Annotated in this window: 14 protein-coding genes and 2 pseudogenes; 10 read left to right on the plus strand and 6 right to left on the minus strand. The window is 77.1% G+C overall.

Annotation, left to right across the window (positions count from 1 at the left end; translation table 11 throughout):
- The first annotated feature begins 155 nt into the window (after nt 1–155).
- The gene (locus QMQ26_RS02890; RefSeq protein ID WP_282204652.1) at nt 156–293 is read left to right on the plus strand and encodes a hypothetical protein; all 138 of its coding nucleotides are present in this window, start codon (nt 156–158) and stop codon (nt 291–293) included.
- A gap of 62 nt (nt 294–355) precedes the next feature.
- Here the strand turns inward: QMQ26_RS02890 and QMQ26_RS02895 are convergent, their stop codons facing one another.
- From QMQ26_RS02895 to QMQ26_RS02905, 3 genes and pseudogenes are all read right to left on the minus strand, one after another.
- Nucleotides 356–850, minus strand: a complete 495-nt coding sequence (locus QMQ26_RS02895; RefSeq protein ID WP_282204653.1) for an SRPBCC family protein — start codon at nt 848–850, stop codon at nt 356–358.
- Between the two features lie 87 nt (nt 851–937).
- Nucleotides 938–2,558 (minus strand): annotated as a pseudogene (locus tag QMQ26_RS02900) (phytoene desaturase family protein).
- A 257-nt stretch (nt 2,559–2,815) separates the two neighbouring features.
- Entirely contained in the window at nt 2,816–3,832 is a 1,017-nt protein-coding gene (locus tag QMQ26_RS02905) for an ROK family protein (protein ID WP_282204654.1), read from the minus strand.
- 464 nt (nt 3,833–4,296) lie between these two features.
- On the opposite strand from QMQ26_RS02905, the gene QMQ26_RS02910 reads away from it, so the two are divergent.
- Genes QMQ26_RS02910 through QMQ26_RS37205 form a run of 3 tightly spaced genes read left to right on the plus strand, consistent with a single transcriptional unit; the run spans nt 4,297 to nt 7,438 of the window.
- The gene (locus QMQ26_RS02910) at nt 4,297–5,118 is read left to right on the plus strand and encodes a hypothetical protein (RefSeq protein ID WP_282204655.1); all 822 of its coding nucleotides are present in this window, start codon (nt 4,297–4,299) and stop codon (nt 5,116–5,118) included.
- Entirely contained in the window at nt 5,079–7,211 is a 2,133-nt protein-coding gene (locus QMQ26_RS02915) for a type 1 periplasmic-binding domain-containing protein (RefSeq protein WP_282204656.1), read from the plus strand. The genes QMQ26_RS02910 and QMQ26_RS02915 overlap by 40 nt, the downstream gene beginning before the upstream one ends.
- 56 nt (nt 7,212–7,267) lie before the next feature.
- Nucleotides 7,268–7,438 (plus strand): hypothetical protein, encoded by a 171-nt coding sequence (locus QMQ26_RS37205; RefSeq protein WP_318552177.1) that lies wholly within the window; start codon nt 7,268–7,270, stop codon nt 7,436–7,438.
- A gap of 257 nt (nt 7,439–7,695) precedes the next feature.
- Here QMQ26_RS37205 and QMQ26_RS37210 read toward each other — a convergent pair whose 3' ends face one another.
- Nucleotides 7,696–8,022: a hypothetical protein gene (locus QMQ26_RS37210; protein WP_318552178.1), complete on the minus strand. Its 327-nt coding sequence runs from the start codon at nt 8,020–8,022 to the stop codon at nt 7,696–7,698.
- Nucleotides 8,023–8,260: 238 nt separating this feature from the next.
- Between QMQ26_RS37210 and QMQ26_RS02925 the strand changes: the two genes are divergently transcribed.
- From QMQ26_RS02925 to QMQ26_RS02950, 6 genes and pseudogenes are all read left to right on the plus strand, one after another.
- Nucleotides 8,261–8,485, plus strand: coding sequence for a DUF6458 family protein (locus QMQ26_RS02925; RefSeq protein ID WP_282204657.1), 225 nt, complete (start codon nt 8,261–8,263; stop codon nt 8,483–8,485).
- A gap of 153 nt (nt 8,486–8,638) precedes the next feature.
- Nucleotides 8,639–9,905 (plus strand): annotated as a pseudogene (locus QMQ26_RS02930) (FAD-dependent oxidoreductase).
- Nucleotides 9,906–10,079: 174 nt separating this feature from the next.
- The gene (locus tag QMQ26_RS02935) at nt 10,080–10,442 is read left to right on the plus strand and encodes a hypothetical protein (RefSeq protein ID WP_282204658.1); all 363 of its coding nucleotides are present in this window, start codon (nt 10,080–10,082) and stop codon (nt 10,440–10,442) included.
- 166 nt (nt 10,443–10,608) lie between these two features.
- Nucleotides 10,609–11,271 (plus strand): ATP-binding cassette domain-containing protein, encoded by a 663-nt coding sequence (locus tag QMQ26_RS02940; protein ID WP_282204659.1) that lies wholly within the window; start codon nt 10,609–10,611, stop codon nt 11,269–11,271.
- The gene (locus QMQ26_RS02945; RefSeq protein WP_282204660.1) at nt 11,268–11,675 is read left to right on the plus strand and encodes a YhgE/Pip domain-containing protein; all 408 of its coding nucleotides are present in this window, start codon (nt 11,268–11,270) and stop codon (nt 11,673–11,675) included. Before QMQ26_RS02940 ends, QMQ26_RS02945 begins: the two co-directional genes overlap by 4 nt.
- Before the next feature lie 29 nt (nt 11,676–11,704).
- Entirely contained in the window at nt 11,705–13,210 is a 1,506-nt protein-coding gene (locus QMQ26_RS02950; protein ID WP_282204661.1) for a YhgE/Pip family protein, read from the plus strand.
- A gap of 184 nt (nt 13,211–13,394) precedes the next feature.
- Here QMQ26_RS02950 and QMQ26_RS02955 read toward each other — a convergent pair whose 3' ends face one another.
- Together QMQ26_RS02955 and QMQ26_RS02960 are read right to left on the minus strand one after the other, a co-directional pair.
- Nucleotides 13,395–13,637 carry a hypothetical protein gene (locus tag QMQ26_RS02955; protein WP_100834745.1) on the minus strand — a complete coding sequence of 81 codons (243 nt, stop codon included), beginning with the start codon at nt 13,635–13,637 and terminating at the stop codon, nt 13,395–13,397.
- Between the two features lie 606 nt (nt 13,638–14,243).
- Nucleotides 14,244–14,621, minus strand: a complete 378-nt coding sequence (locus tag QMQ26_RS02960) for an STAS domain-containing protein (RefSeq protein WP_159072955.1) — start codon at nt 14,619–14,621, stop codon at nt 14,244–14,246.
- Nucleotides 14,622–14,625 lie beyond the last annotated feature (4 nt).

Genomic DNA, 14,625 nt, shown 5'->3' on the forward strand with positions numbered 1-14,625 from the left:
TCCGCCCCGACCGCGTCGACCGCCCCGGCCGCGACCGCCGCCGGGGCGGTCCCCGCACCGGGACGCTCGGCCTCGACTCCCGCCCCGAACCCACCCGGAGCGGCACCGCCACGCCGACGGCCACCGGGACCCCCTCCGCCGTGGTCGCGGCAGGCGTGTCCGAGCACCTGCTGGCCCCCACCGGCGGCGGCCGTCCCCCGGTCTCGCTGCTGATCAGCGGGGTCGGCCTGATCACCCTGGGGGCCGTCGGCCTGGCGCTGGTGCTGGCCCACCGGCCCGCACGCCACCGCTGAACCGCCGGCCGCTCCGGGCCGTCCAGCCCCGTCCTGCTCCGTGCGCCGGTGGGACGCCGTTCTCAGCGACGCCCGGCCAGGCCGCTCGCGGCGGAGTCCCGTCGTCCGGCGGAGTCCCGTCCGGCGTGGTCGCGGGTGGCGGCGCGGTAGAGGTTGCCGAGCAGGCGGCGGTTGCGCAGGTGGAGGGCCAGTTCGGTCAGCGGGTTCTCCAGCCGGGCGCCGAGGCCGCGCAGCGGATGCTCGTCCAGGAGCAGCAGGGTGTGGCGGCCCCAGGGGATGAGGGTGAACGCGATCCGGGCGGTGCCGAAGGGGGCGGCCTTGGCCTCCAGTTCGAGTCGGCGGCCGGATTCGCAGATCCGGACCACGCAGGTGTCCTCCAGGGTGACCGGGCCGATCCCGACCCGGAACCGGAGTTCGGCCCCGACCTCGGGCCAGCGGTCGTCCGCACCCAGGATGTCCTGGGTGCCCACCACCCACTGCGCGTAGCTGTGGGCGTCGGCCAGCAGGTCCCATACCTGTGCGGGCGGGGAGTCGATCAGTCGTTGGCGCTGTGCCATGGGACGGCCCTCCTTCGGGCTTCTTCAGGCTTCCTCGGGCTTCTTCGGCCTCTTCGAGCTTCCTGGGGCTTCCTCGGGACGGGCGTTTCAGCCGCGCGGGTCCTGGCCGGACGGCGGCAGGAAGCGCGCGGGCGAGCGGCGGTACGCGTTCAGGGCGGCGCGGGCCGCGTTGGCGCCGCACGCCCCGTGGACGCCGCCGCCGGGGTGGGCGGCGGCGGAGGCCAGGTAGAGCCGCTCGATCGGGGTGCGGGGGCCGACCGTGCCGGGGGTGGGCGCAGGAAGAGCTGCTGGTGGGGGGCGGCGGTGCCGCCGTTGAGGGCTCCGCCGACCAGGTTCCCGTCCAGCCCCTGGAGGACCGGCGGGGTGAGGATGCGGCGGGCGGTGACGCGGCTGCGGAAGCCGGGGGCGAACCGTTCGACCTGCTCCTCCAGCCGGTCGGCCATCGCCTCACCCTCCCGGGTGTCCCAGCGGCCGGTGATGCCGTCGGGGCGAGGTCGGCCTTGATGTGCTGCGGGACGTGGGTGTAGGCCCAGGCGGACTCGGTGCCCGCCGGGGAGCGGGTGGGGTCGGCGACGGTCATCTGGCCGAGCAGCGCGAAGGGGCGGGCAGGCAGCCGGTCGGTGCGGACCTGGTGCGCCCAGTCGCCGAGTTCGTCGAGGTCCGCCCCGAGGTGGACGGTGCCGGCCCGGCCCGCGGCGGACGCCTCCCACGGGATCGGCCCGGACAGCGCCCAGTCGACCTTGACGGTGGCGAAGTCCCACTCGAAGTGGCGGAGGTCCCGGCGCAGCCGGGCGGGAAGGTGCTCGGGGGCGACCAGCCCGCCGTACAGCGCGGTGGCGGCGGTGTCCGCGAGGACGGCCCGGCGGGCCCGGTGGCCGCAGCCGTCGGCGGTGCGCACCCCGAGCGCCCGCCCGTCCCGCACCACCACCTCGCGGACGGATTGGCCGCAGTGCACCTCCCCGCCCCGCGACTCCAGCCGGCGCACCAGCGCGTCGGTCAGCGCGGACGCCCCGCCCACCGGCACCGGCCAGCCGTAGCGCCGTCCGAGCATCGCCATCAGCCAGCCGAACACGCCGCTGCCGGCGGCCTCCGGCAGCAGGTCGGCGTGCAGGGCGCAGCCGGCCAGCAGCATCCCGGGGGCGTCCCCCTCGAACTCCTCCTCCGCCAGCCGCCGCACCGGCAGGGCCAGGAAGCGGGCCAGCTCCACCAGGCCGGCCACCCGCAGCCGGGCCGCGATCGCCGCGCCCGACCGCAGCGGCGGGAACGGGGAGAGCAGCGCGTCGACCAGGTGCGGCTCCAGCCGGTCCCACCGGTCGGTCAGCCGCTGCCAGGCCCGGGCGTCGTGCGCACCGAACATCCGCTCCAGCCGGGCCGCCTCCGGTTCGCCGTCGTTCCCGTCGCCGTCGCGGTGCAGCAGCCCGCAGCGCCCGTCGGACAGCGGGTGGGCCAGCACCACCGGGGCGTGGCTCCAGCGCAGCCCGAACTCCGCCAGGCCCAGCGAGCGGATCGCCGGGGAGGCGGCGGCCAGCGGGTGGAAGGAGCTGAACAGGTCCGAGACGTAGCGCGGGTCCACCCCCCGGTCACTGCGGACCGCGCCACCGGGCCACGGCTGTTCCTCCAGCACGACCACGTGCCAGCCCGCGTCCGCGAGCAGATTGGCCGCGACCAGCCCGTTGGGGCCTGCCCCGACCACGATCGCATCCGCCATGTCGGCCTCCTCGGGTCGTCGTCCCGCCCGCGCCTGCCCGGTTGCCGCAGGCGTACACGGAGCCGGGCGGGCGGCCGGACACCCGGAGCCCTCGCCCCCCCCCCCAGCACCACCGGGCCGTACTCCCCCGCCGGGGCCACCCTCAGGACGCCGCAGCCAGCCCCCGCGCAGCGAGCAGCCGACCCGCCCCGATCAGACCGGAGCCCTCGCCCCCGCCCCCAGCACCACCGGGCCGTACTCCCCCGCCAGGGCCGCCCTCAGGACGCCGCAGCCAGCCCCCGCGCAGCGAGCAGCCGACCCGCCCCGATCAGACCGGAGTCGTCGTCCTCGGCCCCCAGCACCACCATCGCGCGGATCTCCTCGCCGGTGAGCCCGAAGCAGCCGAGCCGTTCGAGTTCGGCGGTGAGGAGTTCGGCGTAGCGGGGGCCGATGGCGAGGGCGAAGCCGCCGATCAGGAGGTGGCGGCGGATGCCGATGGCGGTGAAGAGGGCGGTGATCGCGGAGGCGAGTGCGGTGATGCCGCCGTGGAGGGCGGCGGTGGCGAAGGGGTCCTCGGCGCGGACGGCGGCCACCAGGGTGTGGTTGTCGAGGAGTTCGGGGTCGGGGGCGGCGGCCGCCAGCGTGGAGCGGGCGTAGCCGGCGGGGTCGGTGCGGGCGGCGCGGCGGGTGGCGGCGAGGGCGCCGCGGCCGGAGGCGATCGCGCCGAGGTGGCCGCGTCCGCCGCAGTCGCAGGGCGGGGCCTGGGGGGAGGTGTCGACGGTCCAGTGGCCGAGTTCGCCGCCGTGGCCCTCGGTGTCGAGCAGGACCTCGCCCGCGCGGTAGACCTTGTTGCCGATGCCGGAGCTCACCGTGATCAGGCAGAACGGCCGGTCGTCGGCGGGGTCGACGTAGCGCCAGACGGCCGCCGTGAGGTCGTTGACGACGACGACGGGCAGGCCGAGGCGTTCTTCCAGCAGCTGCCGGACGGGCAGGTGCGCGCCGGGGCCGCCCCAGACGGTGGGGGCGGCGAGGGCGCGGCCGTCGGCGGTGACGGGTCCGGCGAAGGCGACGGCGACGGCGGTGCTGCCGTGGCGTTCGACGGCTTCGGCGGCGAGCGCGGCGACCTGGTCGAGCACCCGGGCTTGCAGGGCGGCCACCGGCAGGCCGGGGTGGGCGGCTATGCCGTCGGTGGGGACCCGGCGGACGTCGGTGACGGTGTCGTCGTCCGGTGCGTAGCGGGCGGTCCGCAGGGTGGTGCCGCCGAGGTCGATGACGGTGAACGCAGGGTCGGACAAGGGTTGCTCCCCGGGCTTCGGTTGGTGCTTCGACGTCGCTTCGGCACTGGCGCGGGGCGCGGTCACTGGTCCGCGGCCGCCCGCCGCGGCGCGATCGTACACGGCCCGGCCCAAATATGGGAGCGCTCCCACATCGCCGCCACGCCGCCGCCACGCCGCCGCCACGCCGCCGCTCCGTCCCCGCCCCGCCCGGGAACGACGCTCCCCGAGGAGCCCGCCGACCGACCGCAAGCACCGAGTACCCCAGGGGAGTTGGCCCGGCCCGGAGCAGCCCCGCCGGGGGTCCGAAGAACCCCGTTACCGCCGCCGACGGGAAGGTCTACATTTGTCGTCTGACACTGGATCAGGTCAGGGCCGGGTCGGGATCGGGGTGAGTGCGGCCCGGGTCCGGCCGCGGGCGGTGGCGGCTACGGGGGTGGCGGATGACATCGGGTGCGGTGCGGGGCGGTCCGGGGATCGGCGGGGTGCGCACGACGGCCAAGTACGAGGTGGACGCGCTGGTCCAGGACCTCGTGGCGCAGTTCAGCGCGGCCCGGCTGCCGATGCCGGTGGTGGTGCTGTCCGCGCAGGAGGACGATCCGGAACTGGACGCCGAGGTGCGCGCGGTGGTCCGGGCGGTGCAGGAGGCGCAGGAGGGCGGCGACCTGCCGCACCGCTCGGTGCCGCACGTCTCCGACGGCGATCCGCACCAGAACGCGATCGCCGTGCTGGACGGGCTGGCGAAGGGCCCGTGGGCGCGCCGCGGCCCGTCCTGGTACCGCGGGTACCCGGCGCCGCGCTCCCGGCTGGTCGCCGCGATCGAGGCCGCCACCCGGCACGTGCTGGACGGCTCCCCGCTGCCCGCCGGGTCCGAGCCGCCCGCCGCACCCGTCGGGCCCGCCGCCGCGCGGCCGTTCGAGGATCTGGTGGAGGCGGTGCTCGCCCGGCTGCGCGACCTGCACTGGCGGCCCGAGCCGCGCACCGCCGGGGGCGAGTGGCAGCGGCTGCTGTCGCCGGTGCTGAACTCCACGACGCTGATCGGGGCGTTCGTCCTGGCGGCGCTCACCAGCCTGCTGACGCAGGCGAGTTGGCAGCTGGTCACGGGGGTGCTGCTGACTGCGGTGGTCGTGCTCGGGACGACCGGCTGGGTGCGGCGCAACACCGCGCCGCTGTCCTGGCTGGGCCCGGCCAGCCGCTGGTTCGCCACCACCACCTTCCTGGCGGCCTCGGGCCGGCAGGCGGCGGCCTGGTCGCTGTGGCGGCCCGGATGTCGTGGGACGTCACGCAGGCCCGGGCCCGCGAGGTGACCGGGGAGATCCTCAAGGCCCAACTGCCGGACACCCCGCCCGCGGAGCGGGACCGCGCCCAGCAGTTCCACCTCCAGCTGCGCACCCTGGCGCTGCTGGAGGACCTGCGCCGGGCGCACCGCTCCTGGGCACCGGACGCCCGGGCCCGCAAGCGCCGCGTCCCGCCGGTGGTCTTCGTGCCCCGGGCGGACGCCGCGAGCGGCGCGCTGCGGGTGCTCGGCGCGATCTCGGACGTGCGCAGCCGCCGCAGCGAGCAGGACCCGCTGCTGGTGCTGGCGGCCGTCGCGCACGCCGACGTGGCGGCCTGGCTGGAGGACGACCACCCGGCGCCGGTCGGGGTGCACGCCCTGGGGGCGCGCCGCGGCCCGTACGAGGACTGGGTGAGCGACCTGCGGGTGCGGCAGGCGCCGAGCCGGGGGCGGGCGCTGGCCTGGACGCTGCCGGTGCGGCTGACCAGGCTGCAGTTGCAGGCGGGCGAGACCACCCGGCTGGCGCCGGTGCCGGTGCGCCGCTCCTGGTGGTTCCTGTGGTCGCGCTGGTCGGTGCTGCTGGCGCTGGTGCTGGTGGCGGCCGGGGCGGGGCTGCGGGTGCAGCAGCTGTCCGAGAAGTACTGCGAGGCCCGGCTGGTGGGGTCGAACCCGGACGCGGTGTGGCGCACCGACCCGGGCGGGACGCGGGAGTGCATCGGCGTGGGCACCGGGTCGGTGACCTTCGCGGGCGACGCCGGCGGCATCCGGCTGAGCGGCGAGCTGCCGGGTGCGGGGGCCGACCGCACCGGGGCGGACATCGGCCTGCGGACGCTGGAGGACGCGATCCGCCGCGAGAACGACCGGGTGGCCGCGCTGCCGAACGTCCGCTACGTGACCGTGGTGTACGCGGGTTCGCTGACCACTGCGGCCGGGCAGGACGGCCGGGCGCTGAACAGCCTGAAGGAGCTGGCCGGCGTCCACCTGGCGCAGGTCCGCAACAACGCGGGCGACCCGTTGAAGATCAAGGTGCTGGTCGCCAACGGCGGGCAGGACATGTACTTCCAGACCGAGATGGTGCACCGGATCGTCGACCTGGCCGCCCGCGACCGCTCGATCGCGGGCGTGGTCGGCCTGGGGCGGGACACCTCGGACAGCGACACCGCGCTCACCCTGCTCCAACAGGCCGGACTGGCCGTGGTCAGCACCACCAACTCGGCCAGCTACCTGGCCCGCGGCCACGTCAACTACTTCGGCCTGGCCGCCACCGACCAGGAGGAGGCGGCGGCGCTGCGCCTGATCGTGGACGGTCTGGCCACCCCGCCGCAGGACCGCTGGGCGGCCGTCCTGACCCGCACGCCCACGCCGGACGACCGCTACAGCCCCGAGCACGCCCGGTACGGCAGCGCGATGCTCACCGACGCCGGGTACCGCCTGATCGGCGACCGTCCCCTGGAGTACGGCCTGACCCCCAACGGGGACCCGGACTACGAGGCGGCGCTGGCCACGGCCTGCCACGGCGACCACCCGCCCGCCGTGCTCTACCTGGCCGGCCGGGCCGACGACGTCGACCAGCTGATGCACCGGCTGGCCAGCGACAAGGGCTGCGCCCGGCCGCTGGCCGTGCTGACCGGCGACGACCTGACCAAGGCCCAGTTCCGCACCGGCGGGACGGCGATGGCCCCGCAGGCCACCCTGTACTACACGGCGCTGAGCGACCCGGCCGCGACGGCCCGCGGCTCGGACCTCGCGGCGACCGCCGCGAGCGTCCTGCACCTGGCGCCCGCGGGGGCCAACCCGTACGAGGACGACGTGTTCTCGGACGGTTCGCTGGCCCTGGCCTACGACGCGACCGCCGCGCTCCAGGCGGGGGCCGCCAAGGCCGGGGCCTCGCAGCTGACCGGGACGGGCTCGGTGATGGCGGCGCTGCGCGCGGTGCAGCTGAACAACCGCCCGACCGGGACGGTGGACTTCCGCGAGGTCGGCCCGCTGGCCACCGAGCCCCAGCCGGGGCACGGGCTGCACATCATCCGGGTGCGGCGGGACGCGCAGGGCGCGCCGGTCACCGACCACCTGTGCGGCCGCCCGGCCGGGGAGACCGCGCCGCTCACCGGGTGCGTGCCCTGACCGGCCGGCCGGGGCGCCCCGGGCGCGGTCACTCCTCGATCCGGACCAGCGCGAGCGTGATGTTTGTCCGGGCCGCCGGCCCGGATCGCGGCGCGCCACAGGTCGACCAGGGCGCGCTGGTCGTCGCCCTGCGGGTCGCCGTCGGCCTCGGCGGCGGCTCGGTGAGCAGGGCGGCCAGTTCCTCGGGGGCCACCGGGTCGGTGAGGCCGTCGGTGGACAGCAGGTAGCGGGCGCCGGGCCTCGCGGGCAGCCGGACCAGGTGGGGCCGGAGGTCCTCGGGGCGGTCGCCGCCGAGGGTGCGGGTGACCAGGTGGCTGGTGCGGCGGCCGGGGGCGGGCGCGGGCTGTCGTCGGTGCTGAGCAGGCGCAGGCCGAGGCCGTCGCCCTCGTCCGGGGTGATCTCGTGGACCTGGCTGTCGCCGACGTTGAACACCAGCACCTGCTCCCCGTCGAACACCGCCCCGGCGACGGGGTGGCCATGCCGGTCAGCGCCGGGTCGGCCTCGCCCGCCTCGCGCAGGACGCGTGGCAGGAGCGGAGCGCCTCGGTGACGTCCTGCTCGGTCCGCAGCCGCGCCCCGGCCTCGGCGAGGTGGCGGGCGGTCAGCGCGGAGGCGACGTCCCCGGCGGGGTGGCCGCCGAGCCCGTCGGCGACGGCGACCAGCACCGGGGGGCCGCCGAGCGGGAAGACCATGCTCTGCGGGCTGTCGGTGGAGGTGGCGCACAGGGTCCACGGGCCCAGCACCAGGCTGTCCTCGTTGTGGTCCCTGACCACTCCGTCATGGCTGAGCGCGCTGACGACGACGTACGGCACTCCACGGCCCTTTCCTCGAACCCCCCGACCCAACGTGTCACCCCATTCTCCCCACCGCCCGCCCGGCCCCGTCGGCAGGGCGGCCACTCGCGCCCGCTCCCGCCCGGCGGGGCGCGCCGACGGGACGTACCGACGGGACGTCAGGAGCCGGGCCGGGAAGGGGAATCCTCCGGGCGGTCGGGGTAGACGCCCTCCCGGCCCGGCCAGAGGGGCGGGCCGAAACGACGACGGAGGCATCATGGGTCTCGGTGGCTGCATCATCCTGCTGGCGGTCGGAGCGATCCTCGCGTTCGGCGTGCACTGGCACCTGGCGGGCGTCAATCTCACGGTGGTCGGTGTCGTCCTGATGGCGGCGGGCCTGATCGGTGTCGTGGTGTACGCCCGCGTGCTGGGCCGCCGCCGCTACCTGGGCGGGCGCGGTGTCGACGAGGTGGTGATCGAGGAGCGCCGCGACGTGCTCTGACGGCCGGGCGACCGCTCCACGCGCCGCGCGCCCGCCCGGCCTCCGCGCCCCGGCGACCCGTCCGTCCGGCGACCCATCCGTCCGGCGGGCCGGTTCCGAATGGGAACGCGGCCCGGTGCGGGGCCGCCGGTGCGGTCGTCGAGGAGGAGCGCGGTGAACACGAACGGTGCGGTGGACGTGGCGGTGGTGGGGGCCGGGGTGGCCGGGCTGGCCTGCGCGCTGGACCTCGCCGCGGCGGGGTGGCGGGTGCGGCTGCTGGAGGCGTCGGACGGGGTCGGCGGGCGGATGCGCACCGACCTGCGCGACGGCTTCCGGCTGGACCGCGGCTTCCAGGTGTTCAACACCTCCTACCCGCAGGTGCGCCGCCGCCTGAACCTGCGCCCGCTGCGGCTGCGCCCGTTCACTCCCGGCTTCCTGCTGGCCGGTCCGGCGGGCCGCCGCCGGGTCGTCGACCCGCTGCGCCGACCCGACCTGGCCGGCGACCTGCTGACCGGCCGGACGGTGCCGCCCCGGGACGCGGCGGCGCTGGCCGCGCTGACCGTGCGCGACGCCCTGCTGCCCGCCGCGCTGCTGCGCCACGGACGCGACGTGCCCGCGGCGGCGGCGCTGCGCGCCGCGGGCGTCTCCCGGGCGACCGTCGACGGGGTGCTGCGCCCGTTCCTGTCCGGTGTCTTCCTGGAGGACGAACTGGCCACCTCCAGCCGGGTCCTGCACCTGTACTGGCGCAGCCTGGTCCGGGGCACGCTCGCGCTCCCGGCGGCCGGGATCGGGGCGGTGCCGCGGGCGCTGGCCACGCTGCTGCCCCCGGGACGCTGGAACTGGGCGCCCGGCGGCGGAGGTGCACCGGGACGGGGTGCTGCTGGCCGACGGCCGGGAGGTCGCGGCGCGCTGCGTGGTGGTGGCCACCGAGGCGGCGACGGCCGCGGCGCTGCTGCCCGGCCTGCCGGTGCCGGAGACCCGCTCGGTGACGACCTTCTACCACGTGGCCGAACGCAGCCCGCTGGCCGAACCGACCCTGCTGGTGGACGCCGCCGGCCGGCTGCTGAACTCGGTGGTGCTGTCGGAGGTGGTCCCCGGCTGCGCGCCGCGCGGCCTGTCGCTGGTCTCCACCTCGGTGCTCGGCACGACGGCCGAGGAGGGCCCGGTCCGCGCCCGACTGGCCGAGCTGTACGGCTGCGACACCTCCGCCTGGCACCCCCTGGCCGCGTACCGCATCCCGGGCGCCCTCCCCGCGATGCCCGCCCCGCACCCGCTGACCCGCACCGCCCGGTGGGCCCCGGGCCGCTACGTGTGCGGCGACCACCGGGCGACCGGCTCGGTCCAGGGCGCCCTGGCCTCCGGCGCCCGAGCGGCCCGCGAGGTCCTGACCGACCTGGCCGACCCGGCGACCGCCCCGGGCCGCCGGGGCCCCGGCCGCTGAAACACTGACCGCCGAGGCCGGACCGCCGAGGCCAGGGCGACGGCCGCCCGCAGGAACCGCGCCGGGACCCGCCGCCCCACCGACCGCCCCCGGGACACGGATGCGAGACCCGCCCGCCCCCGCCCGGAACAATCCGCTGGCCCACAGCGGCGCACCGCCGGTACGTTCCGGCTCGTGTGCACCTACGCCTCGGGGCCCGACAAGCTGCACTACGCCTGTGTGCGGTGCCGGATCAGCTTCAAGCGGCACCACGCCGCCGCCGGGCACGCCTGCCCGGAGTGCGCCCGGCCGCTGCGCTGCGCCGGCCACGACTTCGCGGCACCACGCCGCCGGGACCGGAGGGCGTGGTCGGTGGTCGCGGTGGTCCTCGCCGCCGGGCTGCGGTACGAGGGCTTCGAGCCGTGCGGGTGCAGGCGGGAGCCGAAGTTCCGCCCCCGCACCCGCGCCCAGGTACGCGCCCGCCGCATCGTCGCCGCCCGAACGGGCGCCCCGCTCGCCGATCTGCTCGGCCGAGCCGACCCGCTGCAAGACACGTAGCTCCCCCGACCGGGCACCCCGCGCACCGACCTGCCCCGCCGGGCCGACCCCCTGGAAAACCCGTGGCTCCCCCGCCCCGGACCCCCGTCGGCATGGTCCGGCCGATTGCGGTTACCCGCCGGTAGTGATGGTGCATGGGGAAGCCGTGACGGCTCGGGGAATCAGTGTGCGGGGCCCGCGCGGGCCGGTGTTCGAGAACGTGGACGTGGTGGTGCCCGCCGGCGGGCTGCTGGTGGTGCACGGGCCCGCCGGGTCGGGGCGGACCAGCGTGCTGCTGGCGCTGGCCGGCCGGATGCGGTTGGGCACGGGCGCGCTGCGGGTGGGCCGCCACCGGGCGCCGGGCGCGGGGGCCGGGCGGGTGCGGCGGTCGGTCGCGGTGGCCCGGGCGGACGGCGCGGTCGCCGCCGAGGGCCGGTTGCGGGTGCGTGAGCTGGTCGCCGAACGCTGCTGGCTGGAGAAGGGGGTGACCCGGCGGCAGGTGGTCGAGGCCGCCCGGCTGCTGGGCCTGCACCTGCGCGGCACGACCCTGGTGGAGGACCTCCCGCCGCTGGAGGCGCTGCTGCTGGACGTGGCGCTCGCGCTCGCGGCCCGCCCGCCCGTCCTGGTCGTGGACGCCGTGGACCGCGACTGCCCGGACGGCGACCGCGCGCTCGCCTGGCGGGCGCTGGCGACGGTGGCGGCCACCGGCTGCACCGTGCTGGCCGCCGCCGCCCAACCGCCCTCGCCGCCGCCCCCGGGCACCGTCCTGCTGGCCCTGCCGCACCGGGCCGACCCGGACGCCCCCGCCGCCACCCCCGTCCCCGCGTCCGGTCAGGGGGTGGCCGCGTGACCGCCGTCCGGCTCGCCTGGCTCGAACTGCGCCGCTTCCGCGGCCCGCTGCGCCGGCTGGTGCCGCTGCTGCTGTGCCTGATCCCGCTGCTGTACGGGGCGATGTACCTGTGGGCGAACTGGGACCCGTACGGGAAGACCGACCGAATCCCGGTCGCCGTGGTGGACCTGGACCGGCCCGCCGTCGCCGAGGGGGGCCGGCCGGTGGACGCCGGGGCGCAGCTGGTGGAGCAGTTGAAGGCGTCCGGCACCTTCGGCTGGCAGTTCGTCGACGCGGGGACGGCCGACGCCGGGCTGCGCGGGGCCGGTACGCGTTCACGGTCGAGATCCCGGCGGACTTCAGCGCCCGGCTGGCGACCGCCACCGACGCGCAGCCGCAGCAGGGCGGCATCCTGCTGCGGCTGAACGACGCGAACAACTACATCGCGGGCGTGATGACCGAGGTGGTGCAGTCCAAGCTCCAGGCCCAGGTCGACTCGGCGGTGCACGAGGCGTACGTCCGCGCGGTCTACGGCGAACTGACCGACTTCCGCAAGGAGTTGGCGGTGGCCTCGGAGGGCGCCCAGCAGCTGGTCGGGGCGACCGGGACGGCGCAGCAGGGAAGTGCGGCGCTCGCCTCGGCGGCCGTCGGACTGCACGCGGGCACCGAGCGGATCGGTGCCGGGGCGCAGCAGATCAGCCAGGCCGTCGGGCAGGTCGACCAGGCCGCCGAGGCACTGACCAAGGCGGCGACCGACCGGCTGCCGCAGGCCGCCGCCCAGTTGGTGACGGCCGCCTCGGTGGCCGCCGAGGGGCTGCACACCCTGCACACCGGCACCTCGCAGGTCCGCGCGGGCGCCGACACCGCCCTCGCCGATCTGCGCCAACTCGCGACCAACCATCCGGAGTTGGCTCAGGACGCGGTGTTCGCCCGGGCGCTGCGCGACGCCGAGCAGGCGGACGCCACCGCCGCCGGGATCGACGACCGGGCGGCGGCGGCCGACACCGGCGCGCAGCAGAACCTGGCCGCCGCCCGCGACCTGCAGCGCACCGCGACCGCCGTGCAGCAGAACGCCGCCGCCCTGAACAGCCCGCTGCGGCTGCTGGACAGCGGCACCGCCGAGGTCGCCGCGGGGACGTCGACGGTGGCCGGCGGCCTGGACGCGCTGCGGGCGGGCGCGGACGCCGCGAAGTCCGCCGCCGACCAGGCGCACGACGGCGCGACCCGGCTGGCGGGCACCGTGGACGACGGGCTGCACCGCATCCCGGAGCTGACCGACCAGCAGATCGCGGGCGCCGCCCAGGTGCTGGGCACCCCGGCCCGAATCGACCGGACCAACCTGCACCCGGCGGGCGTGTACGGGCGCGGGATGGCCCCGTTCTTCTTCGGCATCGCGCTCTGGGTGTTCGGCCTGTTCGCGTACCTGCTGCTGCGGCCGGTCAACCGCCGGGCGCTGGCCGGGCGGGCCCGGTCGGCGACGGTGGCCGCCGCCGGGTGGCTGCCCGCCGCGGTGCTGGGCGCGGTGGCGGCGCTGGTGCTGTACGCGGTGGTGGACCTGGGGCTGGGGCTGGACCCGGCGCACCCGTGGGCCACCGTCGCGCTGCTGGTGCTGGGCGCGGCCTCGTTCGTGGCGGTCGACCACTTCCTGCGGACCTGGCTGGGGGTGGCGGGCGACGTGCTGTCGCTGGTGCTGCTGGTCCTCCAGCTGACCGCGGCCGGCGGCCTGTACCCGATGCCCACCACCCCGGCGTTCTTCCAGGCCGTGCACCCGCTGCTGCCGATGACGTACCTGATCGACGGGCTGCGGGTCACCGTCTCCGGCGGCCAGGCCGCCCACCTGCTGCGCGACGGGGTCGTGCTGGCCGGCTTCGGCGCCGTGTTCCTCGCCCTCACCGCGCTGGCGGTGCGCCGCCAGCGGGTGTGGACGGTGGCCCGCCTGCACCCGGACATCGAACTGTGAGCGCCCGGCCGGTCCGGAGCGGACGGTCCGTCACCTTCCGTTCGAACGGCCCCGGTTGGCGGGTCGGCCGACGAACGGCCCGCTGAGCCCGCCCCACCCGCACCGCGGGCCGCTCCCGGAGACCGGGGGCGGCCCGTTTGCGTTGCCCGCACCGCGGCAACGGCAGGTCGGAGGTGGACGGGTGTCAGCGGGCCCGGCCGGAGAGCTGCCCGGCGGCGGGGCGGCGTGGCTCGGGCGGGACGGACGGAGCGAGCGGGTCCGGCTGCGGTCGCGCCTGCGGGCCCGGTTCGAGGAACGGGGAGGCGGTGACCGGCGCCGGCCGCTCTCCGTCCCGGAGGCGGAGCGGCGGGTGGGCGGCGGTCTCGGAGAAGGGCTGCCACAGCGGGTGGCGGTCGGTGTCCATGCCCTGGGTCTGACCGGCCGTCACCGATCGAATCCTCCGGTTTTCCCGCGGCCCGCGGGATTCCCCCGGACGGGCTACAGGGCGAAGGTGACCCTGATCCGCTTGCCGCCGGCCGGCAGCGGGTCGACCCGGCAGGACGCGGCGAGCGCCTGGACGATGGCCCAGCCGCGGCCCCCGCTGTGGCGGGGTCGCGGTCGTGCAGCGGTTGGGCGACGGGCGGGCGGGCGTCGCCGTCCTCGACGTCGACGACCAGCTCGGTCCCGCCGGGCCCGAGGCGGGCGTCGAAGCAGGTCAGGCCGCCGCCGTGGTGCAGGGCGTTGGCGACGAGTTCGGTCACCGCGAGCTGGGCGTCGGCCAGGACCCGGCCGCCGGGGTGTCCGGCGGACTCCAGCAGTCGGGCGAGGACTGCGCGGGCCTGGCCCGCGGTCCGCACGGGCTCCGGCGGCCGTTCTCCCGGGACGGCGGCCTCCGGGGACGGCGGCCGGGCGTCGTCGTGGGACATGAACGACCTCGAATCGTCTACGGCACCGTACGTACCGGCCGGCGAGGCCGGACGGAGAGGAGGGATCGAGTGGGATCGGAGTGCTTGTGCCCCGGAGGGGACGGATGATGCGGGATGGTGCACCCGCGTCACCCGGCTCCGGTTCCGTGCGGGTGGCGGCGCAGCAGTGCGGCGGCGGCCTCCCTGGCCTGCGGCAGGCTCTCGACGACGGTGAAGTAGTCGTCGGTCGCGGTGATCTCCAGCAGGCGCCGGACCGCGGGCGCGAGCGGGCCGAGCAGGACGAGCGCGCAGTCCGCGGCTTCCATCCGCTGCTGGGTGAGCACCAGGGTCCGCAGCGCGGAGGAGTCGGCGAAGGTGACCGCCGAGACGTCCAGGACGAGTGCGCCGGTGCTGCGGGTGACGGCGGCGTCCACGGCCTCGGCGAGTTCGCGTTCGCTGTCGTGGTCGAGATCGCCGCTCAGGTGCAGCACCGTGGGTTCGGGCGGCCCTGGGGTGTGGTCGGTCATGTCG

Source organism: Kitasatospora fiedleri (genome assembly GCF_948472415.1).
Taxonomy (GTDB): Bacteria; Actinomycetota; Actinomycetes; order Streptomycetales; family Streptomycetaceae; genus Kitasatospora; species Kitasatospora fiedleri.